This is a genomic window from Streptomyces sp. NPDC006326, assembly GCF_040612915.1.
In the GTDB taxonomy this organism is placed as follows: domain Bacteria; phylum Actinomycetota; class Actinomycetes; order Streptomycetales; family Streptomycetaceae; genus Streptomyces.
This window is the reverse complement of record NZ_JBEXRC010000006.1, coordinates 141,827-164,217: the sequence shown is the minus strand read 5'-3', so window position 1 is coordinate 164,217 and position 22,391 is coordinate 141,827. Positions and strand designations below refer to the sequence as shown.

The following is a 22,391-nucleotide window of genomic DNA, read 5'->3' as shown; positions in this document are numbered from 1 at the left end:
CTCGGGGTGTGCCGGTTGCCCTCCCGCGCGGGAGCCCCCGCGGGAGGGAGTTGTCACTCAGAGTGCGTCGATGGTGACAGAACCGAGCGGTTCCCTGAGCATCGCACGGCGTTCCACGCCTCACGGTCCCTCGGACGGGTGACGCTGCTTCCCCCAGTGAGACATGTTTACGCCCCCTGAGTCACTCCCCTTCGCTCTGTTCGCTCCCCTTGCGGTGGACGCGGGCCACCCAGTCGGCCGGGGCGGCGATCTCGGCCTTCGTCGGCAGCGTGTTCGGGGAGGTCCACACCCGGTTGAAGCCGTCCATGCCGACCTGTCCGACGACGGCGCGGACGAAGCGCTCGCCGTCGCGGTACTGGCGCAGCTTGGCGTCCAGGCCCAGCAGCTTGCGCAGGGCGGCGTCCAGGCGGCCGGCGCCGCTGGCCCGGCGCTGCTGGAACTTCTCGCGGATCTCGGTGACGGAGGGCACCACCTCGGGGCCGACCCCGTCCATGACGAAGTCGGCGTGGCCCTCCAGGAGGGACATGACGGCGGTGAGCCGGCCGAGCACCTCGCGCTGCTCGGGGGTCTGGACGAGGTCCACCAGGGAGCGGCCCTCGTCACCGTGCTCGCCTTCGGGGCGGCCCACGACGAAGGACTGGGCGGCTTCGCGCAGCCGCTCCAGAATGGTCGCCGGGTCCATCTCGGTGGCGCCGAGGAAGGTCTGGATCTCCCCTTCGAGGTGGTCGCGCAGCCACGGGACGGCGCTGAACTGCGTACGGTGCGTCTCCTCGTGCAGGCAGACCCAGAGCCGGAAGTCGTGCGGGCGCACGTCCAGCTCGCGCTCGACCTGCACGATGTTGGGGGCGACGAGCAGCAGCCGGCCGCCGCCCGCGGCGGAGCCCGGCAGGTCGCCGCCGGCCGGCGCGAAGGTCTCGTACTGGCCGAGGACGCGGGAGGCCAGGAAGCTCAGCAGCATGCCCAGCTCGACGCCGGTGACCTTGCCGCCGACCGCGCCCAGGACGGCGCCGCCCGGGGTGTTCGACCGGCGGTCCTGCATCCTGCCGAGCAGGGGTCCGAGGAGCTCCCGGAAGCCGGCGACATTGGCCTTCACCCAGCCCGCCCGGTCGACGACCAGGACGGGGGTGTCGGGGACGGAGACGCCCTCGGGCATCATCCGCGTGAACTCGCGGACGTGGCGCTCGGAGGTCCTGGCATGCCTGCGCAGTTCCGCCACCACGGCCCGGGCCTCTTCCCGGCTCACCTCCGGGCCCGGCCGGACCAGCCGGGTCGCGGTCGCCACCGCGAGGTTCCAGTCGACCATCTCGGCACCACCGATGCTCGTCATGCGTCAACCGTACGTGGACCGGGGCCGGTGCGGATCCCCTGCGAATCTACGAAGCGCGCGCCACGGCGGCGGCCAGCTTGTCGAGGCCCTTCTCCGCGGCGGCCCCGTCGGGGGCGTTCGCCGTCAGGAACGCGAAGGCGAGCAGTCGTCCGGAGGGGTCGACCACCGTCCCGGCGAGTGAGTTCACCCCGGTCAGGGTGCCCGTCTTGGCGCGGACCAGGCCGGCGGCCGGGGAGGTGCCGGCGTTGCGGCCGCGCAGGGTCCCGGTGAAACCGGCGACGGGCAGCCCGGTGAGCACCGGCCGCAGCTCCGGCCGCTGCGGGTCGGCGGCCTTGGCCAGCAGGGCGGCCAGCAGGCCGGTGTTGATCCGGTCCGCGCGGCTCAGGCCGCTGCCGTCGGCGAAGCGGGACCCGGAGACGTCGATGCCGAGGGAGGCGAGGCGGTCGCCGACGGCCTTCTCGGCGCCCTCGAATCCGGCGGGCTGCCCCGAGGCGAGGGCCGTCTGCCGGGCCAGCGCCTCGGCGATGTCGTTGTCGCTGTTGGTCAGCATCCGCTCCACCAGGGCCGAGAGCGGGGCGGAGAGGGTGGTGGCGAGCGGCGGGGCCCCGGCGGCGGGCCGGGCCGGTACGGGTTCGCCGCCGACCTTGATGCCGCGTTCCCCGAGGAGGGCGGCGAAGGCGCGGGCGGCCTCCAGGGCGGGGTCCTCGACCCGGTCGGCCGGTCCGGAGGTGGAGTCGTCGAGGCGGCCTTCGTCGGCCGTCAGGGCGCTGACCGGCGCGATGTTCGGGTTGATGCCGATCGGGTGGCGGGCGGGGCCGGTGTAGAGGGAGTCGTCGTAGCCGAGGGCCACCGTGTCGGTCCCGGCGGCCTTGAGGGCCTGGGCGGTGTCGGCGGCCAGCGCGAGCAGGCTGCCCCCGGACCCGGCCGGGCTCTTCTTGCGGGCGGTGAGGGAGGGGTCGCCGCCGCCGACCAGGACGATCTGGCCGGGGCCGGCGCCCGGGGCGACGACGGTGCGGATCCGGTGCTCGGGGCCGAGCGCGGTGAGGGCGGCGGCCGCGGTGGCGATCTTGGTGGTGGAGGCCGGGGTCATCGGCTCGTGCGAGCCGGACTCGTACAGCACCTGGCCGGTGGCGGTGTCGATCACCGAGGCGGTCCGCAGGGTGCCCAGCGAGGGGTCGGACAGCAGCGGGGCCAGGGTCTGCGCGAGCGTGCCGGAATCGGCCGCGGCGGCCTTGCGGGGGGCGTCGGGGCCGATCCCGCCGAGGACCCCGGGGGCGCTGGGCGCGGCCTGCGGGAGCGGCCCGGTGCCGTGATCTGCGCCACCCGTGAGGCTCCAGGAGGCGGCCCTGTCCCGCTCGGCCTTACGCTGGCCGGAGTCCCAAGGACCGGCGGCGGCCACCGCTGCCACCGACAGGGCGAGGCCCGCAACGGCCGACCCCGCGATGAGCTGCCACGTCTTGACCAATGGCACCTCGGACCAGCCCCTTTCGCGATCACACACATGCGTGAGGGACACTTAACCACTGCGTCTTGCCGCGAGCATGGCACCCCACCCGGGCAGGGCAGGGACGGACGCGCACGCAGGTGAATCAACGCAGTCTCGAAGCAATGAGCATGGAGGAGCAGGACGTGGAGTTCGACGTCACCATCGAGATCCCCAAGGGTTCGCGGAACAAGTACGAGGTGGACCACGAGACCGGCCGGATCCGTCTGGACCGTCGCCTGTTCACCTCCACCAGCTACCCGGCCGACTACGGCTTCGTCGAGAACACCCTCGGCGAGGACGGCGACCCGCTGGACGCGCTGGTCATCCTGGACGAGCCGACCTTCCCGGGCTGCCTGATCAAGTGCCGCGCGATCGGCATGTTCCGCATGACGGACGAGGCGGGCGGCGACGACAAGCTGCTGTGCGTGCCGGCGTCCGACCCGCGCGTGGAGCACCTGCGCGACATCCACCACGTGTCGGAGTTCGACCGCCTGGAGATCCAGCACTTCTTCGAGGTCTACAAGGACCTGGAGCCGGGCAAGTCGGTCGAGGGCGCCAACTGGGTGGGCCGCGCCGAGGCCGAGGCCGAGATCGAGGCCTCGTACAAGCGCCTTGAGGCGCAGGGCGGCCACTGAGTCACCGCTGCCCACGGGTGAGCGGGACCTCCCGCCGCCCCTGGGACAGCCCGGGCGGCGCCCCTTCGCGGGGGTGCCGCCCGTCGCCGTTCCCGGGCCCTTGCGGTCCCGCAGGGCCGCCGGTGCGGGCGGAGTCGGCCGTTTCGCCGGGGAGGAAACGGTTCCGCATACTGGTGTCCGGGCCGGACGGGACTGGAGGGCGTGTGGCGGAGGGCGACGGAGCCGGGGGATCTGAGGACCGGAAGCCGGCATCGGACGAGGCGCACAGCGCCTTCACCCCGCCGCCCGGAATGGAGCCGGAGGCCCCGGAGGACGACCAGCCGACCTCGGAGTTCGCCGCGCCCGGCGGCTTCGAGCCGCCGCCTCCCGCACCCGAGGGCTCGGCCTTCGCCCCGCCGGCCACCTACAGCGCCCAGCACGCCCCGGCCGCCTACACCCCCGCCCACGGGTTCCCCGTCTCACGCATGACCGAGTCCCCCTGGCAGGACCGCATGCGCACCATGCTGCGCATGCCGGTCGACGTCCGACCCGTCCCCGAGCCCGTGCACCGGCACAGCGAGTCCGGGCCCGCCGTCGGCCGTGTGCTCGACCTGACCCTGCGCATCGGCGAGCTGCTGCTGGCGGGCGGCGAGGGCGCCGAGGACGTGGAGGCCGCGATGTTCGCGGTGGCCCACTCGTACGGGCTGGACCGCTGCGAGCCCACCGTCACCTTCACCCTGCTGTCGATCACCCACCAGCCCTCCCTGGTGGACGACCCGGTCTCCGCGAGCCGGACCGTGCGGCGCCGCGGTACGGACTACACGCGCCTGGCGGCCGTCTTCCGGCTGGTGGACGACATCAGCGCCCCCGAGATCGACATCTCCCTGGAGGAGGCCTACCGGCGCCTCGCGGAGATCCGCCGCAACCGCCACCCGTACCCCACCTGGGTGCTGACGGCCGCCGCCGGGCTGCTCGCGGGGGCCGCCTCCACGCTGGTCGGCGGTGGCGTGGTCGTCTTCTTCGCGGCCGCGATCGGGGCGATGCTCGGCGACCGGCTCGCCTGGCTCTGCGCCGGGCGCGGGCTGCCGGAGTTCTACCAGTTCGTCGTCGCGGCGATGCCGCCCGCCGCGATCGGCGTGGCCCTGAAGCTGGCCGACATCGACGTGCTCGCCTCCGCGGTGATCACCGGCGGACTTTTCGCGCTGCTGCCCGGGCGGGCCCTGGTCGCCGCCGTGCAGGACGGCCTGACCGGCTTCTACATCACCGCCTCGGCCCGGCTGCTGGAGGTCATGTACCTCTTCATCGGCATCATCATGGGCGTCCTGGCCGTGCTGTACCTCGGGCTCCAGCTGGGCGCCGCGCCCAAGCCGGAGGAGGCCATCCAGATCACCCAGCGGCCGCTGATCCAGATCGCGGCCTCGATGGTCCTGGTGTTCACGTTCGCGATCCTGCTCCAGCAGGAACGTTCCACCGTATGGATCGTCACACTGAACGGCGGGGTCGCCTGGGTGACCTTCGGGGCCCTCCACTACGCCGGCGGCATCCCGCCCGTCCCCTCCACGGCCGTCGCCGCCGGACTGGTCGGCCTGTTCGGGCAGCTCTTCTCCCGCTACCGCTTCGCGTCCGCCCTGCCGTACGTGACCGCCGCCATCGGGCCGCTGCTGCCCGGCTCGGCGACGTACTACGGACTGCTGCTCATCGCCGAGAACCAGCTCAACCGGGGCCTGGGCTCGCTGACCAACGCCGCCGCCATCGCGCTCGCCATCGCGATCGGCGTCAACCTCGGTTCGGAGACCTCGCGGCTGTTCATGCGGATCCCGGGGGCCGCGAGCGCCGCCAAGCGCCGAGCGGCGAAGCGGACCCGCGGCTTCTGAGACACGTACGCCCCGGGACTCCGGCGGAGTCCCGGGGCGCGGGCCGCATCCTGCTCCTGCGCGAGGCCCTCAGCGCTTGGCGTGGCGACGGCGCTCACCCACCGGCGGGCCGTCGGCCGCGGCGGCCCTGCCCTCCTTGCGGGCCCTCAGCACCTCGAAGATCACGGGGATGAGGGAGAGGAGGACGATCAGGACGAGGATCGCCTCGACGTTCTCCTTGATGAAGGTGATCTGGCCGAGCCAGTAGCCCGCGACCGTGAGCCCCGCACCCCAGCCGATGCCACCGATGACGTTGTACGTCAGGAAGGTGCGGTACTTCATGGAGCCGGCGCCCGCGACCATCGGGGCGAAGGTCCGGACGATCGGCACGAAACGGGCGAGCACGATGGCCTTGGGGCCGTGCTTGTCCATGAACTCGTGCGCCTTGTCCAGGTTCTCCCGCTTGAAGAGCTTGGACTTCGGCCGGTTGAAGATCTTCGGCCCGAAGAACTTGCCGATCATGTAACCGACCTGGTCGCCGATGACCGCGGCGGCCGCGATCAGGGTGCACACCAGCCACAGCGGCTGCTTGATGTACTCGCCGTTGGCGACCAGCAGGCCCGCCGTGAACAGCAGCGAGTCGCCGGGCAGGAAGGCGAAGAGCCCCGACTCGGCGAAGACGATGACCAGGATGCCGATCAGGCCGTAGTGCGAGATCAGATAGTCCGGGGACAGCCACTCAGGGGCGAGCGCAAGGGTGTACACGAGTTCCGGGCTCTCCTGGATCGGGGGGCGTCCGCGGATGTCGGCGGTGCGGCGGACGAGAGGGCGGTCTCAATTATCAACGCATACGGCCCCCGCCCGGTTCCAGGTACCGGGAGAGGGCCGTTTCACCGGCGCAGGGCGTGCGGGGCCCCGCTAGGCGGCCGCGCGGACCGCGTTCGCGAGGATCGCGTCCCGCACGAACACCGCCAGGCCGGGCCGCAGCGCGTCGTAGTAGGCCGTGAACCGCTCGTCCGCGACGTACATCTCACCCAGGCAGGTGTGCATCTCGTGCGAGCACGAGTAGCAGGTGCGGTCGATCCAGCCGCGGTGCTCCTCGGCCAGGTCCATGGCCTCGCCGGATTCCGCGGCCACACCGGCCTCCATCAGCGCGACGAACCGGCGGTTGATGCCGTCCGCCTCGTCCTGGAAGCGCTTCCAGTCCTCCTTCGTGTAGCCCGCCGTCCGCCGCGCGGACTCCTTGTACGCGTCCGTGTCGCCCCACCGCCGGTACGCCTCGTCCGCGTACTGGTCCGGGTCGAAGTCCCCGAAGACCTCGAACTTCTCCTCGGGCGTGAGATCGATGCCCATCTTCTGTGCCTCCATGGCGTGCTCCACGGCCTCGGCCATCTGCTGGAGCCGGGCGATCCGGTCGGACAGGAGGGCATGCTGCCGGCGCAGGTGCTCCCTCGGGTTCGTGTCCGGATCGTCCAGCAGGACCGCGACCTCTTCGAGCGGGAAGCCGAGCTCCCGGTAGAACAGGATCCGCTGCAGCCGGTCGAGGTCGGCGTCGTCGTAACGCCGGTGACCTGCGGTGCTGCGGTTGCTCGGGGAGAGCAGGCCGATCTCGTCGTAGTGGTGCAGGGTGCGCACCGTGACCCCGGCGAATCCGGCGACCTGTCCCACGGAGTAGCCCATCGTTTCCGCTCCTCTGTTCGGTACGCCCTTCACTCTGGGTCCTCACGCCACGTGAGGTGCAAGTCCTTCGCCGGAGGCCGGTGGCTAGCCCATGGCCTTGGTGCCGTCCAGGGACTCCCGGATGACGTCCGCGTGGCCCGCGTGCCGCGCGAACTCCTCCACCAGGTGCAGCAGCATCCAACGCATCGAGACCTTGGTGTTCTCGGGGAACCAGGGCGCCGGCGGCAGCGGGAAGGTCTCGTCGAGGCTGGGCAGCTCCCGGACGAAGGCCGTCAGCTCTGCCGTGACCCCCTCCCAGAAGGCCTGGACGGACGGAACGCTCTCGTCGTCGACGAGACGGAAGGCCTCGCCCCAGGTCTCGGCGGTGCGCTGGATCTCGTTGGGCCGCTGCTGCGCCATGCGCAGCCAGGCCAGCTCGACCTCCGCCACGTGCTTGACCAGGCCCGACAGCGACAGCTCGCTGGCGCTGGGACGGCTCGCCGCCTGCTCCTCGGTCAGTCCGGCCAGCGCTTCGCGGATCGCCGTGCGCTGGGATTCGACGAAGAGCAGGAGCGTGCCGCGCTCGTCGCCCGGGATCTCTTCGGAGAGGTGAGCCATGACCAACCGCCTTTTCCGTGGGTCTTCCTGCTGACGAGAACCACGTTACGGAGCCTTGCGGTCAGATCCTGTCCTAAACGCCTTTCCGGTCCCGCCTCAGTTGGCGACCCCGTCCGGCCGGATCGCCGGCAGGGCCGTCTGGGGCTTGGGCAGCAGCGCCTTGGTCAGGTCCTGGTTCCCCTTCTCGTCCAGCCCGTACATCGCCTCGTAGATCTTGCGGACCGCCGGGCCGGAGGCACCCGAGCCCGTACCGCCCTGGGAGATCGTCATCACGATCGCGTAGTCCTCGGTGTACGAGGCGAACCACGAGGTGGTCTGCTTGCCCTGGACCTCCGCGGTACCCGTCTTCGCGTGCATGGGGATCTGCTTCTGCGGCCAGCCGCCGAACCGCCATGCGGCGCTGCCCGTCGTGGCCACCGAGGCGAGCGCGCCGTCGATGTCGTCGCGCAGCTCCTGATCCATCGGCAGCCGCCCCTGCTCCTTCGGCGCGATCTCCTTCACCGAGGTGCCGTCGGCGCTGACGACCGCCTTGCCGATGCTCGGCTGGTGCATCATGCCGCCGTTGGCGATGGCCGCGTAGACCGAGGCCATCTGGATCGGGGTGACGAGGGTGTCGCCCTGCCCGATGGAGTAGTTGATCGCGTCGCCCTCGCGCAGCTGGTTGCCCTGGCGGCAGTTCTCGTAGGCGATCTTCTCGGCGAAGCTGCCGTCCTTCTTGCCGTCGCGGCACCAGGCGGCCTTGTTCGCCTCGAAGAAGTCCTTCTTCCACTGGCGGTCGGGGACGCGCCCGGTCACCTCGTTGGGGAGGTCGATGCCGGTGGGCTTGCCGAGGCCGAACTGGTGGGCCGTCTTGAAGAACCAGTCGCTCGGCTCCTTCTTCGGGTTGATCCCGCCGTCCTTCTTCCACTCCTTGTCGGCGATCGCGTAGTACACGGTGTCGCAGGAGACCTCCAGGGCGCGGCCGATGGTGATGTCGCCGTAGCCCTGGGACTCGAAGTTGGTGAAGGTCTGGCTGCCGACCGAGTAGGAGCTGGGGCAGCCGTACCGGCCGTTGAAGGGGTAGCCGGCGTTGACCGCGGCCGTGGACGAGACGACCTTGAAGATGGAGCCAGGGGCGGCCTGGCCCTGGATCGCGCGGTTGAGCAGCGGGTAGTTGGAGTCCTTGTCGGTGAGGGAGGCGTAGTCCTTGGCGGAGATCCCGCCGACCCATGCGTTCGGGTCGTAGGTCGGGTTGGAGGCCATGGCGACGATCCGGCCGGTCTTGGCCTCCATGACGACGACCGCGCCGGAGTCGGCCTCGTAGTTCTTGTGCGTGTTCTTGTCGTAGGTCTTGCGGGCCTCGACCATCGCGTTGTTGAGCTCGCGCTCGGCCACCGCCTGTACGCGCGAGTCGATCGAGGTCACGATGTTCGCGCCGGGCGTGGGCTTGTCGGCCTGGGCCTGCCCGATGACCCGCCCGAGGTTGTCCACCTCGTAGCGGGTGATGCCCGCCTTGCCGCGCAGCTCCTTGTCGTAGGTGCGCTCCAGGCCCGAGCGGCCCACCTGGTCGGAGCGCAGGTACGGGGAGTCGGTCTTCTTGGCCTTGGTGATCTCCGCGTCGGTGACCGGCGAGAGGTAGCCGAGCACCTGCGAGGTGTTGGCCCCGTCGGGCCCGGCGTAGCGGCGCAGGGCGGTCGGCTCGGCGGTGATGCCCGGGAACTGCTCGGCGTGCTCCCTTATCTCCAGCACCTGGTCGGTCGTCGCCTCGTCGGTGATGGGGATCGGCTGGTACGGGGAGCCGTTCCAGCAGGGCTTGGGGGTCTTGGCGTCGCACAGGCGGACGCTGTTGACCACGTCGGCGGGGTCGAGGCCGAGGACCCCGGCGAGCCGGGTCAGGACGTCCTTGCCCCGGTCCTTCATCTTCGTGAGGTCGGTGCGGCTGGCCGAGACGACCATGCGGGTCTCGTTGTCGGCGAGCGGGACCCCGCGGGCGTCCAGGATCGAACCGCGGACGGCGGGCTGGACCACCTGCTGGACGTGGTTGTTCTTCGCCTCGTCCGTGTACTCCTGGCCGTTGCGTATCTGGAGGTACCAGAGGCGGCCGCCGAGGGTGAGCAGCAGCGAGAAGACGACCACCTGGATGATGACGAGGCGGTTCTGGACCCGGGGCGTGCGCCCCGTCTCCGGAATGTTGCTCAACTCAGGTCTCCCCCGGAACGCTGCCTGCCGCTGTCCCGGACGAGTCTAGGGGTGAGGGGCGGGAGGGTCAGAAGGGGAAGGTGGAACGGCCGTGCTGGACCGAGATCCACTTCTGGGTGGTGAAGGCCTCGACGGTCGCCTCTCCGCCCAGCCGGCCCAGTCCCGACGCCTTCTCCCCGCCGAAGGCGGCCAGCGGCTCGTCCCCGATGGTGGAGTCGTTGACGTGGATCATGCCGGTCTCGATCCGCTGGGCGAAGCGCACGCCGCGCTCGACGTCCCGGGTGTGGACGGCTCCGCTGAGCCCGTACGGGGTCGCGTTGGCCAGCCGTACGGCCTCCTCCTCGCCGTCGAAGACCACCAGCAGCGCCACCGGGCCGAAGATCTCCTGGCCGAGCAGGGGGGAGTCCTCGGGGATGCCGGTCAGCACGCTCGGTTCGACCAGGTTGCCGCGCGTAGACCCGTGGACCAGGGCCCGGGCCCCGTCCGCCACGGCCTGGTCGACGAGGGCGGTCAGGGCGTCGGCCTGGAAGGAGTTGATCAGCGGGCCGATGTGGGTGTCGGCCTCGCGCGGGTCGCCGGTCTTCAGGCCCCGCACGCGTGCGGTGAACTTTTCGGTGAACTCCTCGGCGACGGCGGCGTCGACCAGGATGCGGTTGGCGGCCATGCAGACCTGGCCCTGGTAGACGAAGCGGCTGAACACCGCGGCGTCCACCGCGTAGTCGACGTCGGCGTCGTCGAGGACGACGAGGGCGCTGTTGCCGCTGAGCTCCAGGACCGTGCGCTTGAAGTGGCGGGCGGCCACGGCGCCGACGTGCCGGCCGACCCGGTCGGAGCCGGCGAAGGAGATGACCTTGGGGACGGGGTGCGTCAGGAGCGCGTCGCCTATCTCGGCTATGTCGGTGACCAGCACGTTGAGGAGTCCGGCCGGCAGGCCCGCCTCTTCGAAGATCTTGGCGATGACCCCGCCGCCGACCACGGGCGCGTTCTGGTTCGGCTTGATCACCACGGCGTTGCCCAGCGCGAGGGCCGGGGCGACCGACTTCAGGGTGACCAGGAAGGGGAAGTTGAAGGGGCTGATCACGGTGACGACACCGACCGGGAGGCGCTGGATCCGGTTCTCCTTGCCCTCGACGGGCGAGGCCACGATCCGGCCCTCGGGCCGGATCGCCAGCTGGATCGACTCGCGCAGGAACTCCTTGGCGAGGTACACCTCGTACTCGGCCTTGGGACGGGTCCCGCCGAGCTCGTCGATCATCGCCTCGATGATCTCCTTCTCGCGCTGCTCGGTCACCCGCAGGGCGCGCTCCAGGACCGCGCGTCTGGCATAGGGGCTGGTGGCCGCCCAGTCTCTCTGGGCGCGCTCGGCGCCGCGGTAGGCCTGGTCGACCTGCTCGACGGTGGCCACGGTGATGGCCGCGAGCTTCTCCCCGTTGTACGGGTTGACGTCGATGATGTCCCACGAACCGGTGCCGGCCAGCCATTCGCCGTCTATGTACTGGTGGGCCACGTCGGTGAATATGGACATGCCATCCCTTACTGCGAGCGCGCACCCGTGCGCTGCACCGGAGACCGATCGGTCATCATGCACTGATCAGACGTCATACTACGTGCGAATCAAGACAGTTGGAGGAGGCCGCGGAGAAGATCCCGGGTCCGGTCGGGATCCGGGCAGTCGGCCTGGAGCCGCTCCATGGCCCTTTCGTACTGCCCCACTTCCTCGTCCTTGTCCAGGTAAAGGGCGCTGGTGAGCTGTTCCAGATAGACGATGTCCTGGAGGTCCGACTCGGGGAAGCGCAGCAGGGTGAAGGCTCCGCTCTCGCCCGCGTGGCCGCCGAAGGAGAAGGGCATCACCTGGAGCTGCACGTTGGGGCGCTGGGAGACCTCGATGAGGTGCTCCAGCTGGCCGCGCATGACGTCGCGGTCGCCGTAGGGGCGGCGCAGGGCGGCCTCGTCCAGGACGGCGTGGAAGACCGGGGCGTTCTCGGAGACCAGGACCTTCTGGCGCTCCAGGCGCAGCGCGACGCGGCGGTCGATCTCGGCCTTGGAGGCTCCGGGCATGCCGCGGCTGACCACGGCCTGGGCGTAGGCCTCGGTCTGCAGGAGGCCGTGCACGAACTGGACTTCGTAGATCCGGATGAGCGAGGCCGCCCCCTCCAGACCGATGTACGTCTGGAACCATCCGGGCAGCACGTCGCCGTAACTGTGCCACCAGCCCGCCGCGTTGGCCTCGCGCACCAGCCCCAGCAGGGACTCGCGCTCGGCGCCGTCGGTGACCCCGTAGAGCGTCAGGAGGTCCTCTACGTCTCTGGCCTTGAAGCTCACCCTTCCCAACTCCAAGCGGCTGATCTTCGATTCGGATGCGCGGATCGAGTAGCCGGCCGCCTCACGGGTGATGCCGCGGGATTCTCGGAGTCGCCTGAGCTGCGAGCCCAGGAGGATGCGGCGCACCACGGAACCGCTGGCTTCTGCGGTCACTAGTCCTGCCCTCCCCATCGCAATGTCTGCGCGTGGTCTGCGCGGTGGTGTGCGTCGCTGGGACCCCCGTACCCCAGGTGCCGAAGTCTGCCACCAAAACGCATCGGCCCGTACTCGTTCTGTAACGGAATCCGGGGCGCCGCAAAAGAAGTCCGTAAGTATGCGTAGGAAGAAATGAGCAAGAACCATCACGGGAGGGGACAGGTCCGGCGCGTGCACGTGCATCTGCCCTTGCATCCGGCTTCGGCATTCGGAACGATGGTGCCGCGCACCTGCGTGCCCCGCAGTTCTTTCGAATCCCGGGAGTGCCTCGCATGGGGACGAATGGATCGACCATGCTCGAGCCGTTACGGCAGGGGCTTCCCCCGGTCGACCCCACGGCTGTCTCCGGGTCCGCTTCCTGCGCCCTGCCCGCCCGCTTCGAGGCGGTGCGCGGGGCGCGCTCCTTCACCCGGTCGACGCTGTCCCAGTGGGGTCTGGACGAGCGCTTCGACGACGTGGCCCTGGTGGTCTCCGAACTCGTCACCAACGCGCTGCGGCACGCCCTGCCCGAGGACACGCGCCCCCGCGCCGCCGCGGCCGGCGAGCCGGAGGCGGCGGTGCGCCTGCACCTGATGCGGTGGACCACCCGGCTGGTGTGCGCGGTACGGGACCCGAGCGAGGACCGCCCGGGCGGGTCGTTCACACCGGAGCACACAGAGGAGAACTGCGACCTGGAATCGGGGCGCGGGCTGTTCCTCGTGGACTCCTACAGTGACAGCTGGGGCTGGCACCCGCTCGCGGGACGGCTGACCGGCAAGGTGGTGTGGGCGCTGTTCATGCTCCCCGACTAGGAGCGCGGGCGCCCGGCGCACGACCGGCGGGAACACGACACGACTGGCCGGGACCGATCACTGCGATCGGTCCCGGCCAGTGCACGTGAACGGCTGGATCAGTGCGCTGTTCCTCAGGCGATGAGGTGGTCGAACTCGCCGTCCTTGACACCCAGCAGCAGCGCTTCGATCTCGGCCGGCGTGTAGACGAGCGCCGGTCCGTCCGGGAAGCGCGAGTTGCGCACGGCGACGGCACCGCCCGGCAGTTTCGCGAACTCCACACAGGAACCTTGTGAGTTGCTGTGTCTGCTCTTCTGCCAGGTCACTCCGTCGAGTTCTGCAGCTGCCATCCCGTTGTACGCGTGGTCCACAGGAAGCCCCCGATAGTGCAGATGTCAACTGCACCGGATCATAGCTGTGTTCATTGGCAGCTGCATGGGCAGATGCACGTGCACGCGCAGTGCCGAGCTGATCACAGGTCAGCTGCGGGCTCGTTCAGGGTGCCGAGCCGGGCAGGGGGTGGCGGGGTCCGCCCATGTGCGCGCGGTCGGCGGCGGCGGTGCCGTCGGTCCAGCCCGCGTGGTCGGAAGCGCCGCGCAGGCGGGTGGTGGTGGTCCGGGGGAACATCTCGTCCGCCCGGGCGGTCACGGCCACGTCGCGGGCAACCAGGGCCGGCAGGTGGTCGGGGGCCTCGGTCGCCGTGTGTTCGGCGGTCTCGGCGAGGCGCTGGCCGAGGCGGCTGGCGTAGGCGAGCAGGAAGGACTGCCGGAACGTCTTGGTCCGCTTGCGCCCGCCGGAGCGCTGGGCCGCCTCGGCCCGGGTCATGGCGGCCGTGCCCTGCACGAGGAGGGAGGTGTAGAGCAGTTCGACGGCCTCCAGGTCGCTCTCGAAGCCGACCACCGTCGAGAAGCCGAAGCCGCCGTTCCACACGGCCCGGCAGCGGTTGGCGCCGGCCACGGCGTCGAGCAGCACCGCCTTGGCCTCCTCGTACGGCGGCTCGACCCCGATCCGGCAGGCTCCGGGCACCTGGGCCGGGCGCTCGCCGCGGGCCGCGAGCAGGGCCTCGTCGACGGTGTGCCGGGCCATCAGCTCCTGGGCCTTGGCGCTGAGGGCCTCCGCCTCCTCGGGGAAGGTGGTGGCCTCGGCCTTGGCGAGCAGGGCGCGGATCCGGGCGAGCATGCGGGGCTCGATGTGGGCGTGCTCGGGGAGGGTGCCGGCGGCCGGGTCCCCTGGGGCGGGGGCCACCGGCTCGATGGAGGGCAGCCGTATCAGCAGCCGGAACACCTCCAGCAGGGCCGTGGCCAGGCTGAACCGGTCGGCCCTCTCCCGCTGCGCGAGGCGGTCCCCGTACTGGGCGTCCTCGCCCCACCAGACCTCGGCGTCGGTCCAGCGCTCGGGGAGGCGGGCGTAGCGGCGGGCCTCGGCGGCGACGAGGTCGCGGGTGATCCGCACGTGCCGGTCGTCGAGGTCGCGGCGGACGAGCCGGAGCACGTCGGCGGGCTGCCAGCCCCGCTCCCAGGCCTGCCGTACGTACGCCTCCCCGCGCACGAGCAGCTCCCGCCCGACGTCCCCCCACCGGCCGGGCTCGGCGACGAGCAAGGAGGCCCCGCTGTCCAGGCCGCTGTCGTCCGCCACGTAAAGGGCGACCTCACAGGCCCGCCCGACGATCTCTCTCACCCCCTCAGCTTGACACGCCCGGCGGAGCCTCTGTCCGGGGCGGGGGGGAGGCGGGGCGGCGCTGCCGAGACGCATTCGCTGCGGAGGCGGGGGCGGGGGCGGCGACGGCCGGACCACGGGCCCGGGGGTGTCGCTGAACGGGACCGGCCCGTGGCGGGGCGGGGCGGGAGGCGCGGTGACAGCGACGGCGGGACCACGGGCCCGGGAGTGCCGCTGAACGGGACCGGCCCGTGGCGGGGCGGGGCCACTCCGGAAGTTCGTCTCGGCTCGCGGATCCTGGCGGGATCGCGAACGGACTCGGCGGTGACCGCTCATCCTCGACTCACCACCGCAGTGTCCCCACCCCGCCCGCAGATCTCCCTCACGTGGAGGCACGGGCCCGCCAACATCAGCCCCGCCGGCGTTTACGGCGCGGGGGCCTGGCTAATCCAGGCCCGCCGGCGATTGAGGCGCAGGGGCCCGGCTAATCCAGCCTCGCCGGCGTTTGAGGCGCGGGGGTCCGGGGGCTGGCCCCCGGCAGCGGCGCCGCACCCGCGCAACGCTCCGGCAGAGCCACAAATCCTGCGGGTCCGGGCCCGGCAAATTCAGCCTCGCCGGCGTTTGAGGCGCGGGGGGCCGGCCCCCGGCAACGGCGCCGCACCCGCACACGACCCGGCAAAGCCGCGGACACGCCCGGTCCGGGCCCGCCAGATCCAGCCTCGCCGGCGATTGAGGCGCGGGGCCCGGGCCGGACCCGGGCGCGGCCAGGCCGGGTTGTCCGAGGGGGGTGGGAGACTCGCATGCATGAGCGACCCCACCCCCCGCTGGGCCCTCACCGAGGACGGCGACGGCCACTGGCAGGCCGCCCCCCTCACCGGCGGTCCCGCCCTCGGCGTGCGGGATCCCGCCGAAGCGGTGCGGGCCGCGCCCGCGGGGACCCGGTGGGTCTGGCGGTCCACCGCCGCCGTGTACCCGCGCCTGCTCACCGCAGGGCTCCGCGTCGAGCGGTGCCACGACATCGAGAACACCGAGCTCCTCCTCCTCGCCCACGAGGGCCGCTCCGACGAGCCCCGCTCCGCAGCGGCCGCCTGGGCCCGGCTCACCGGCGCGCCCGTGCCCCCCGACCCCCCGCAGCGCGCCACCGCGCCCACCGCGCCCACCGCGCAGAGCTCCCTCTTCGAGGCCCGGCCCGCCGCGCCCCTGCCCCTGGGCGCGCTCATCGCCGTCCACGAGGACCAGGCCCGGCGCCTCGCCGCCACCGCCCACCCCGACCGCATGCGCCTGCTCGTCGCCGCCGAGTCCGCCGCGTTCCTCGTCGCCGCCGAGATGAACCGCGCCGGCCTGCCCTGGCGGGCCGACGTCCACCGCGCCCTGCTCACCGAGCTCCTCGGCGAGCGCTACGCCGGCGGCGGCGAGCCCCGCCGGCTCGCCGAGCTGGCCGACGAGATCTCCGCCGCCTTCGGCCGGCGCGTACGCCCCGAGCTGCCCGCCGACGTCGTCAAGGCCTTCGCCGAGGCCGGGATCCGGCTGAAGTCCACCCGCCGGTGGGAGATCCGGGAGCTGGACCACCCCGCCGTGGAGCCCCTCCTCACGTACAAGAAGCTGTACCGGATCTACACCGCCCACGGCTGGGGCTGGCTCCAGGACTGGGTCCGCGACGGCCGCTTCCGCCCCGAGTTCGTCCCCGCCGGCACCCTCACCGGCCGCTGGGTGACCAACGGCGGCGGCGCCCTCCAGATCCCCAAGGTGATCCGCCGGGCCGTCATCGCCGACCCCGGCTGGCGGCTCGTCGTCGCCGACGCCGACCAGATGGAGCCGCGCGTCCTGGCCGCGATCTCCCGGGACCCGGCCTTCATGGAGGTGGCCGGGCGCCCCGAGGACCTCTACACCGCCATCTCCCGCCAGGGCTTCTCCGGCGACCGGGACATGGCCAAGATCGCCGTCCTCGGCGCGGTGTACGGCCAGACCTCCGGGGACGGCCTGAAGAACCTGGCCGCGCTGCGGCGCCGCTTCCCCCGCGCCGTGGCGTACGTGGACGACGCGGCCAAGGCGGGCGAGGAGGGCCGCCTCGTCCGGACCTGGCTGGGCCGCACCTGCCCGCCGCCGGCCGGCGCCGCCGAGGACGGTGAGGCGGGCATCCCCCAGGACCGCGAGGACGCCTGGACGCCGAGCTACGCCTCCACCAACACCCGGGCCCGCGGCCGGTTCACCCGCAACTTCGTCGTCCAGGGCAGCGCCGCCGACTGGGCGCTGCTGCTGCTCGCGGCCCTGCGCCAGGCCATCGCCGCCGCCGGGCTGCGGGCCGAGCTGGTCTTCTTCCAGCACGACGAGGTGATCGTGCACTGCCCGGCCGAGGAGGCCGGGGCCGTCGCGGAGGCGATCCGGGCCGCCGGTGACCGGGCCGGCCGGATCGCCTTCGGCGACACCCCGGTCCGGTTCCCGTTCACGACCGCGGTCGTCGAGTGTTACGCGGATGCCAAGTAGCCGCTCAGCCCTGCCACTTCGGGTCGAGCGCGATCTTCTGGAGCTGCTCCGTCGTCAGGACGGGCTCGTCCCGGGTCGCCGGCTTGCTCTGGTTGCCGGTGTTGAAGGCGGAGACCGCCACCCGCCGGCCGTCCGGGCGCAGTACGTCCACCATCCACCACACCACGCCCTTGCCGCCCTTCTCGCCGGACTTCTTCTCCACGACGACCTTGGTGCCGTCGGGCAGGACGGTGACGCCGGGCCCGTTGAAACGGCCGGCGAGCGCACGGCCCATGTCCAGCTGGACATTGGCCTCGACGAGGGACGCGCCCTTGCCGTCGTCGAGCACGACGTACCCGTAGTCCTGCTGACCGCCCTTGCTCACGACCGTGATCCCGTCGCCCGGCAGCAGGGACTGCAGGACCGCGCCGGCGTCCGCCACCGCGGACGGTACGAGGCTCTGACGGGGCACCGGTTGGGGCGCCCGCAGGTCGGCCAGGGCCGGGCGCCACAGCGGGGACGTCGCCAGCGCCTGCAACTGCTCCGGCCCGAGCGGCGGGTCGGTGCGGGAGACGGGCTTGCCCTTCTCGGCCGGCGCGTTCCACTCCTGCACGTCGACCTTGTAGCCCTGCGGGGTGACCAGCGTGCCCCGCCACAGCTTGGTGGGCGCGCGGCGGTCGGGGTACTCGTAGCCCTGGAGGACCATGAACTGCGAGCCGTCGGCGAGCATCCGGACGGTGCAGTCGTCGAAGTCGGCGACGTTCTTTTCGGGGCAGTTCACCGCCTTCCCGGTGCTCTTGTCGTTCGTGTCCACGCGGGAGAGGCCGACGCCGACGGCCGCCTTGCCCCGGCCGTCGTCGTAGACCGCGGACACCATCGGGGGCACGGGCTCGCCGGTGCCGCGGGCCTCTGCCTCCGAGAGGCTGCCGCCCGGCAGCAGTTGAGCGAGTACGCCGATCAGCTGCTCGGCGGAGACCGCCCCGGTGCCGACGGGCTCGCCTTCCGGCGGGGCGGTGGGGAGCGGGGGCGCTGCGGCCACCCTGGCCGAGCCGGAGCCGCCCGCGCCGTCGAGCAGGCCGCCGGTGTAGGCCCCGCCCGCGCCGATCACGGCCAGGGCCACCACCGATCCGCCGATCACCGCGGCCCGGCGGCGGGCCACCAGCCGGCGTCCGCGCTGCTCACCGGCGTCCACGAGCGCCCGCCGGTCGGGGGTGAAACCGTCCCCGGCGCGGTGCAGGGCTTCGCCGAGGTCATCTTCAAAGGGCATGGGGAACCAGACCTTCCACCGAGTAGGTAAGGGCGAGCAGTCAAGGGAGAGAGGCCACGCGCGGGCGGGCCGGGGGCATCAGCGGGAGCTGAACTCGGCCAGTGAGCCGCCCAGTTGCTCCCGCATCCGGGACAGGGCCCGCGTGGTGCGGGTCCGTACGGCCGCCGGGCTGGCGTTCATCGCGTCGGCGGTCTCCTCGATGCTGCGGTCCTCCCAGAACCGCAGCACCAGCACCGCCCGGTCCTTGGGGGCCAGCCGCCCCAGCGCGTCCAGAAGCGTGAGGCGCAGTTCGGGATCCGAGCCGCGGGCCGCCGCCGCTGCGGGCTCGGGGAACTCGCCGACCGGGCGCTCGCGGGCCGAGCGGCGGCGCCGGTGCGTGAGGAAGCTCCGTACGAGGACCGTCTGCGCGTAGGCGGCCGGATTGTCGATCCGGGCGACCCTGCCCCACAGCAGGTACATCCGGCCCAGGGTCTCCTGCACCAGGTCCTCCGCGAGGTGGGTGTCCCCGCTCGCCAGCAGGCAGGCCGACCGGTACAGCGGCCCCGACCTGCCTTCGGCGAACTCACGGAACCCGTCCCTGCGCCCCTGCCGCATGCACCCTCCCCCTCGCGTCCTTCTCACCCCCTTGACGCGATGGCGGTGCAGAAATGTTTCACCGCCGCGGTGCCCGGTCCCGTCAGAGCCCCTGGAGCCCCCGGAGTCCGTGGAAATAGATGTGGAACTCCTCGCGCTCGAAGCCCTCCGCCTCGTAGAGCCCCTGCGCGACGTGGTTGTCGTACGCGGTCTCCAGCTGTACGCCGGCCACCCCCGCCTCCTTCGCGCGGCGCAGCACCTCGCGCAGCAGCGCCCGGCCGGCGCCGCTGCGGCGGCCGGGCGGGGCGACGTACAGGTCGCTGAGGACCCACACGGGCCGCAGGGCCAACGAGGCGAAGGTGCGGTAGACCTGGGCGAATCCGACGGTGCCGGCTTCGCCCCCGGGCAGGTCGGCCAGCAGTACCAGCGACTCGTCGCGGGCGATCCGCTCCGCCAGGAAGGCGCGGGGCAGATCGGGGTCCCGGACGGTCACCTCGTAGAAGTCCAGGTATCCGCGGAACAGCGCCGCCGCTGTGTCGACGTCGTCCTTCGTCGCGGTGCGCACCACGACACCGTCGGCCGCCCGGCTCTCGGCGCTCTCCGCGCTCTCCGTGCTCCGTGTGTTCTCCATGTACGTCTCCTCCTCCGCCCCGTGCGGCCTCCATTGTGCGCGGGCCGCCGCACGCTCTTCACGGCGGCGGCGGCCCGGCTCGGGCGGTGGTGGGTCCTCAGTGCTTGGTGACGGGCTGGGCGGGGAGGCTGAAGACGTGGTCGGGGGTGACGGTCCTGGTGATGGCCTCGCCGAACAGCGTGCTGGGCTCCGAACCCTCGGAGAGGATGTCGGTGTTGAGCAGCACCACCAGCGTGGCCTGGGATTCGGGCAGGTAGATGGTCAGCGACTCGTAGCCCGGCAGGGAGCCGTTGTGGCCGATCCACCCGTTGTCCTTGAAGATGCCGAGGCCGTAACCGGTGTCGGGCGTGTCGGCCGCCGGCAGGACCTTCAGCCGCTCGGCCTGGGTGGCGGGCTTGAGCAGCTCGCCGGTGGCCAGGACTTTGGCCCACTTTCGCAGGTCACCGAGGTCGGAGATCATCGCTCCGGCAGCCCAGCCCCAGGAGGGGTTCCAGTCCGTCGAGGTCTCGATCTTCCCGGACGCGGTCTGGTTGGTGTAGCCCTGCGGGTGCGGTTCTGGGAATTCCGCGCCGGCCGGGAAGAGGGTGTGCGTCAGCCCGGCGGGCTTCACCACTTCCTCGTGGATGAAGTCGGCCAGCTTCTGGCCGCTCACCTTCTCCACGACCAGTCCCAGCAGGATCAGGTTCGTGTTGCAGTAGAAGAACTTGGCGCCCGGCTCGAACATGACCGGGTGCTTGAAGGCGTACGCGAGCAGCTCCTGCGGGGTGAACGGCCGCCGGGGATCGGTCGTGAGGGCCTTGTAGAAGCCCTCGTCCTCGGAGTAGCTGAACAGCCCGCTCCGCATCTCGGCCAGCTGACGCAGGGTGATCCGGTCCCCGTTGGGGACGCCTTGTACGTACTTGCCGATCGGGTCGTCCAGCCCGAGCTTCCCGTCGTCCACCAGCTCCAGCATGGCGGTCACGGTGAAGGTCTTGGTCTCGCTGCCGATCCGCACGTACATGTCGGTGGCCATGGGCGCCCCGGTGGACTTGTCGGCGACGCCGAAGGTCCGCACGTACTCGCCCTTGCCGGGCGCCGACAGGGACACCATCACCCCGGGCACCTTGGCATCGGTCATCACCTTCCGGACGGCGTCGTCCAGTTTCCGTGCCACCTCGGGCGTGAGCTGTGGGAACTCGGAGTCGTGAGCGGAGTCCGGGGCCGAGGGTTTCGCCGTGGCCGTGGCCGGGGCCGAGGCCCCGGGCGGCGTCGGCTCATCCAAGGCGTACCCCGTCCCCGCCCCGAGGGGCGCTACCAGCAAACCCGCCGCGGCCACCCCCACCGCAGCTCTGCGCAAGCGTGTCGTCATGCCGACCTCCTGCCACACGCCACTTGGGTCCAGCCTTCCCAAGCTAGCCCGGCTCCGTCCGGCGGGCGAGCCGGGACGGGTGCCCCGCCCGGTCGCGCAGCGTCACCGCCCGGTCGGGGGGGCGGTGGTCGCTACGCCGCGTCCTGCGCCGTACGGCCCGCGCGTACGGCCGTGTACGCGGCTCCCGCCCACAGCACGGCCGCGCAGCCGAGGCCCGGGACGGCTTGCCACACGGCGTCCGTGGCCCCCGGCACCAGCGAGGCCAGGGCCGCGACGGGAACGGTGGCGATCATCAGGCCGCCCACCACCCGCAGCATCGGGGCACGCAGGGTGCGGGCCAACGGGAAGAAGTGCGCCCCCACCACCAACGCCGACCAGGACAGCATGAGTTCGGGACGGTCCAGGCCGGTGCGCACGTAGTTGTTGCCGACCCCGAGGACGATGGCCTCGATGATCACCACGGTCATGAACCGCGGACCGTCACCGCCCGGCGCCACCGGAGCACCCTGCTGCCCGGCGGGAGTGCGCGAGGCCGCACGGAAGAGGTGGATGACACCGCCGATGCTCGCGGCGAGCGGGACCAGCCCCACCACCAGCACGGCCGGCCGCGCCGACCCCCCGACGGCGGACTGCCCGAGCGCGAACCACATCACACCGAAGGCCGTCCCGATCAGGGATCCCCGGCCGCCGTTGCGGAGTTGTTCGCGTCGGGTGCGGAACGCGGGACGGGGGGTGGTCTTTTCCACGGGGTGATGCCTCCTGGTGACGCCTGGTACGTCGGTCCGGCACCCGCCGCGCAGCGGGGCGGGGACCGTCCGCCTGTCGGGACGGACCCCCATCCTTCCGCAGCCCGGGACCGGCCCCCCGGCGGGGTCAAACAGGGCGTCACCTGCACGGACCCTGCGCCGAGTTGAACGAGAACAGCTTGTCCGGAGACCCCCGGGGAACGGCCATGAGGGCACGCCACACAAGACCGACCGCACGCACCGCCGGGGCCCTGGCCGGCCGCGCCCGGACCCCGGTGCGCCGCATGACCCCGGGCACGGCCACACCGGCTCGCGAAGGCCACCGCCCCCTCCGACCCCGCCGGAGGCCGAGCCGACCAAGATCCAGACCACGACCGAGACCAGAACCGAGACCGACAGCCCCCACACCCGCCCCGGGCCGAGCGCCACGATCGGATGAACCAAGAAGCCCCGACTCGGAAAGATCCGAGCCGGGGCTTCGATGGAGCCGCCTTCGGGATTCGAACCCGAGACCTACGCATTACGAGGCCCACAAGATCATCCCAACTGATGCCGAACGATGCCGCAGAATCCCGTTTCCCCAGGTCAGAGACCTACGCCTGGCAACCCACGTGCCACCCAATCCACACTGGCCCACCCAGTCCGCTCACGCAGCGCTCACGCATTGGCGCATGACTGACTCAGC

General features: G+C 71.9%; 18 protein-coding genes and 1 pseudogene. 4 read left to right on the top strand and 15 right to left on the bottom strand.

Translation table 11 applies throughout. The features are described 5' to 3' along the window. Window positions 1-181 precede the first annotated feature (181 nt). Window positions 182-1,327, bottom strand: coding sequence for a zinc-dependent metalloprotease (locus tag ABZ128_RS07335; protein WP_356846600.1), 1,146 nt, complete (start codon window positions 1,325-1,327; stop codon window positions 182-184). 46 nt (window positions 1,328-1,373) lie between these two features. Then, window positions 1,374-2,798: a D-alanyl-D-alanine carboxypeptidase/D-alanyl-D-alanine-endopeptidase gene (gene dacB, locus ABZ128_RS07330; RefSeq protein WP_356846598.1), complete on the bottom strand. Its 1,425-nt coding sequence runs from the start codon at window positions 2,796-2,798 to the stop codon at window positions 1,374-1,376. A gap of 158 nt (window positions 2,799-2,956) precedes the next feature. Between dacB and ABZ128_RS07325 the strand changes: the two genes are divergently transcribed. Both ABZ128_RS07325 and ABZ128_RS07320 read left to right on the top strand, forming a co-directional pair. Then, complete coding sequence (locus ABZ128_RS07325) at window positions 2,957-3,448, top strand: inorganic diphosphatase (protein ID WP_356846701.1); 492 nt, start codon at window positions 2,957-2,959, stop codon at window positions 3,446-3,448. 203 nt (window positions 3,449-3,651) lie between these two features. Next, window positions 3,652-5,301: a threonine/serine exporter family protein gene (locus ABZ128_RS07320; RefSeq protein ID WP_356846596.1), complete on the top strand. Its 1,650-nt coding sequence runs from the start codon at window positions 3,652-3,654 to the stop codon at window positions 5,299-5,301. Between the two features lie 105 nt (window positions 5,302-5,406). Here ABZ128_RS07320 and ABZ128_RS07315 read toward each other — a convergent pair. From ABZ128_RS07315 to ABZ128_RS07290, 6 genes and pseudogenes are all read right to left on the bottom strand, one after another. Next, window positions 5,407-6,045 (bottom strand): annotated as a pseudogene (locus ABZ128_RS07315) (VTT domain-containing protein); the annotation flags it as partial. A 153-nt stretch (window positions 6,046-6,198) separates the two neighbouring features. Next, the gene (locus ABZ128_RS07310; RefSeq protein ID WP_356846594.1) at window positions 6,199-6,960 is read right to left on the bottom strand and encodes a MerR family transcriptional regulator; all 762 of its coding nucleotides are present in this window, start codon (window positions 6,958-6,960) and stop codon (window positions 6,199-6,201) included. An 84-nt stretch (window positions 6,961-7,044) separates the two neighbouring features. Next, on the bottom strand, window positions 7,045-7,557 hold the full coding sequence (locus ABZ128_RS07305; protein ID WP_356846593.1) for a DinB family protein: 513 nt from the start codon (window positions 7,555-7,557) through the stop codon (window positions 7,045-7,047). A 96-nt stretch (window positions 7,558-7,653) separates the two neighbouring features. Continuing rightward, window positions 7,654-9,735, bottom strand: coding sequence for a penicillin-binding protein 2 (gene mrdA / locus ABZ128_RS07300; RefSeq protein WP_356846592.1), 2,082 nt, complete (start codon window positions 9,733-9,735; stop codon window positions 7,654-7,656). A 67-nt stretch (window positions 9,736-9,802) separates the two neighbouring features. Beyond that, the gene (locus ABZ128_RS07295; protein ID WP_356846590.1) at window positions 9,803-11,260 is read right to left on the bottom strand and encodes an aldehyde dehydrogenase family protein; all 1,458 of its coding nucleotides are present in this window, start codon (window positions 11,258-11,260) and stop codon (window positions 9,803-9,805) included. Between the two features lie 89 nt (window positions 11,261-11,349). Next, entirely contained in the window at window positions 11,350-12,228 is an 879-nt protein-coding gene (locus ABZ128_RS07290; RefSeq protein WP_356846588.1) for a helix-turn-helix transcriptional regulator, read from the bottom strand. A gap of 317 nt (window positions 12,229-12,545) precedes the next feature. On the opposite strand from ABZ128_RS07290, the gene ABZ128_RS07285 reads away from it, so the two are divergent. Beyond that, complete coding sequence (locus tag ABZ128_RS07285) at window positions 12,546-13,043, top strand: ATP-binding protein (RefSeq protein WP_356846587.1); 498 nt, start codon at window positions 12,546-12,548, stop codon at window positions 13,041-13,043. 113 nt (window positions 13,044-13,156) lie between these two features. On the opposite strand, the gene ABZ128_RS07280 is transcribed toward ABZ128_RS07285, so the two are convergent. Next, a complete protein-coding gene (locus ABZ128_RS07280; protein ID WP_051696354.1) occupies window positions 13,157-13,372 on the bottom strand; it encodes a DUF397 domain-containing protein in 216 nt (71 codons plus the stop codon). A 145-nt stretch (window positions 13,373-13,517) separates the two neighbouring features. Continuing rightward, entirely contained in the window at window positions 13,518-14,699 is a 1,182-nt protein-coding gene (locus ABZ128_RS07275; RefSeq protein ID WP_356846586.1) for a DUF2786 domain-containing protein, read from the bottom strand. A gap of 783 nt (window positions 14,700-15,482) precedes the next feature. Between ABZ128_RS07275 and ABZ128_RS07270 the strand changes: the two genes are divergently transcribed. Then, a complete protein-coding gene (locus ABZ128_RS07270; RefSeq protein ID WP_356846585.1) occupies window positions 15,483-17,162 on the top strand; it encodes a bifunctional 3'-5' exonuclease/DNA polymerase in 1,680 nt (559 codons plus the stop codon). Window positions 17,163-17,166: 4 nt separating this feature from the next. Here ABZ128_RS07270 and ABZ128_RS07265 read toward each other — a convergent pair whose 3' ends face one another. The 5 genes from ABZ128_RS07265 to ABZ128_RS07245 form a co-directional block, all read right to left on the bottom strand. Then, window positions 17,167-18,408, bottom strand: a complete 1,242-nt coding sequence (locus ABZ128_RS07265; protein WP_356846584.1) for a hypothetical protein — start codon at window positions 18,406-18,408, stop codon at window positions 17,167-17,169. A 78-nt stretch (window positions 18,409-18,486) separates the two neighbouring features. Continuing rightward, a complete protein-coding gene (locus tag ABZ128_RS07260) occupies window positions 18,487-19,002 on the bottom strand; it encodes a SigE family RNA polymerase sigma factor (protein WP_356846583.1) in 516 nt (171 codons plus the stop codon). Window positions 19,003-19,084: 82 nt separating this feature from the next. Further along, on the bottom strand, window positions 19,085-19,612 hold the full coding sequence (locus tag ABZ128_RS07255) for a GNAT family N-acetyltransferase (protein WP_356846582.1): 528 nt from the start codon (window positions 19,610-19,612) through the stop codon (window positions 19,085-19,087). Window positions 19,613-19,709: 97 nt separating this feature from the next. Next, window positions 19,710-20,960 carry a serine hydrolase domain-containing protein gene (locus tag ABZ128_RS07250; RefSeq protein WP_356846580.1) on the bottom strand — a complete coding sequence of 417 codons (1,251 nt, stop codon included), beginning with the start codon at window positions 20,958-20,960 and terminating at the stop codon, window positions 19,710-19,712. Between the two features lie 131 nt (window positions 20,961-21,091). After that, entirely contained in the window at window positions 21,092-21,706 is a 615-nt protein-coding gene (locus ABZ128_RS07245; RefSeq protein WP_356846578.1) for a hypothetical protein, read from the bottom strand. Between the last annotated feature and the right edge of the window lie 685 nt (window positions 21,707-22,391).

Coding starts and splice junctions, on each gene's coding strand:
- ABZ128_RS07335 (WP_356846600.1), bottom strand. CDS start 1,327: ATGACGAGCATCGGTGGTGCCGAGATGGTCGACTGGAACCTCGCGGTG.
- ABZ128_RS07310 (WP_356846594.1), bottom strand. CDS start 6,960: ATGGGCTACTCCGTGGGACAGGTCGCCGGATTCGCCGGGGTCACGGTG.
- ABZ128_RS07305 (WP_356846593.1), bottom strand. CDS start 7,557: ATGGCTCACCTCTCCGAAGAGATCCCGGGCGACGAGCGCGGCACGCTC.
- ABZ128_RS07295 (WP_356846590.1), bottom strand. CDS start 11,260: ATGTCCATATTCACCGACGTGGCCCACCAGTACATAGACGGCGAATGG.
- ABZ128_RS07290 (WP_356846588.1), bottom strand. CDS start 12,228: ATGGGGAGGGCAGGACTAGTGACCGCAGAAGCCAGCGGTTCCGTGGTG.
- ABZ128_RS07285 (WP_356846587.1), top strand. CDS start 12,546: ATGCTCGAGCCGTTACGGCAGGGGCTTCCCCCGGTCGACCCCACGGCT.
- ABZ128_RS07280 (WP_051696354.1), bottom strand. CDS start 13,372: ATGGCAGCTGCAGAACTCGACGGAGTGACCTGGCAGAAGAGCAGACAC.
- ABZ128_RS07270 (WP_356846585.1), top strand. CDS start 15,483: ATGAGCGACCCCACCCCCCGCTGGGCCCTCACCGAGGACGGCGACGGC.
- ABZ128_RS07265 (WP_356846584.1), bottom strand. CDS start 18,408: ATGCCCTTTGAAGATGACCTCGGCGAAGCCCTGCACCGCGCCGGGGAC.
- ABZ128_RS07260 (WP_356846583.1), bottom strand. CDS start 19,002: ATGCGGCAGGGGCGCAGGGACGGGTTCCGTGAGTTCGCCGAAGGCAGG.
- ABZ128_RS07255 (WP_356846582.1), bottom strand. CDS start 19,612: ATGGAGAACACACGGAGCACGGAGAGCGCGGAGAGCGCCGAGAGCCGG.
- ABZ128_RS07250 (WP_356846580.1), bottom strand. CDS start 20,960: ATGACGACACGCTTGCGCAGAGCTGCGGTGGGGGTGGCCGCGGCGGGT.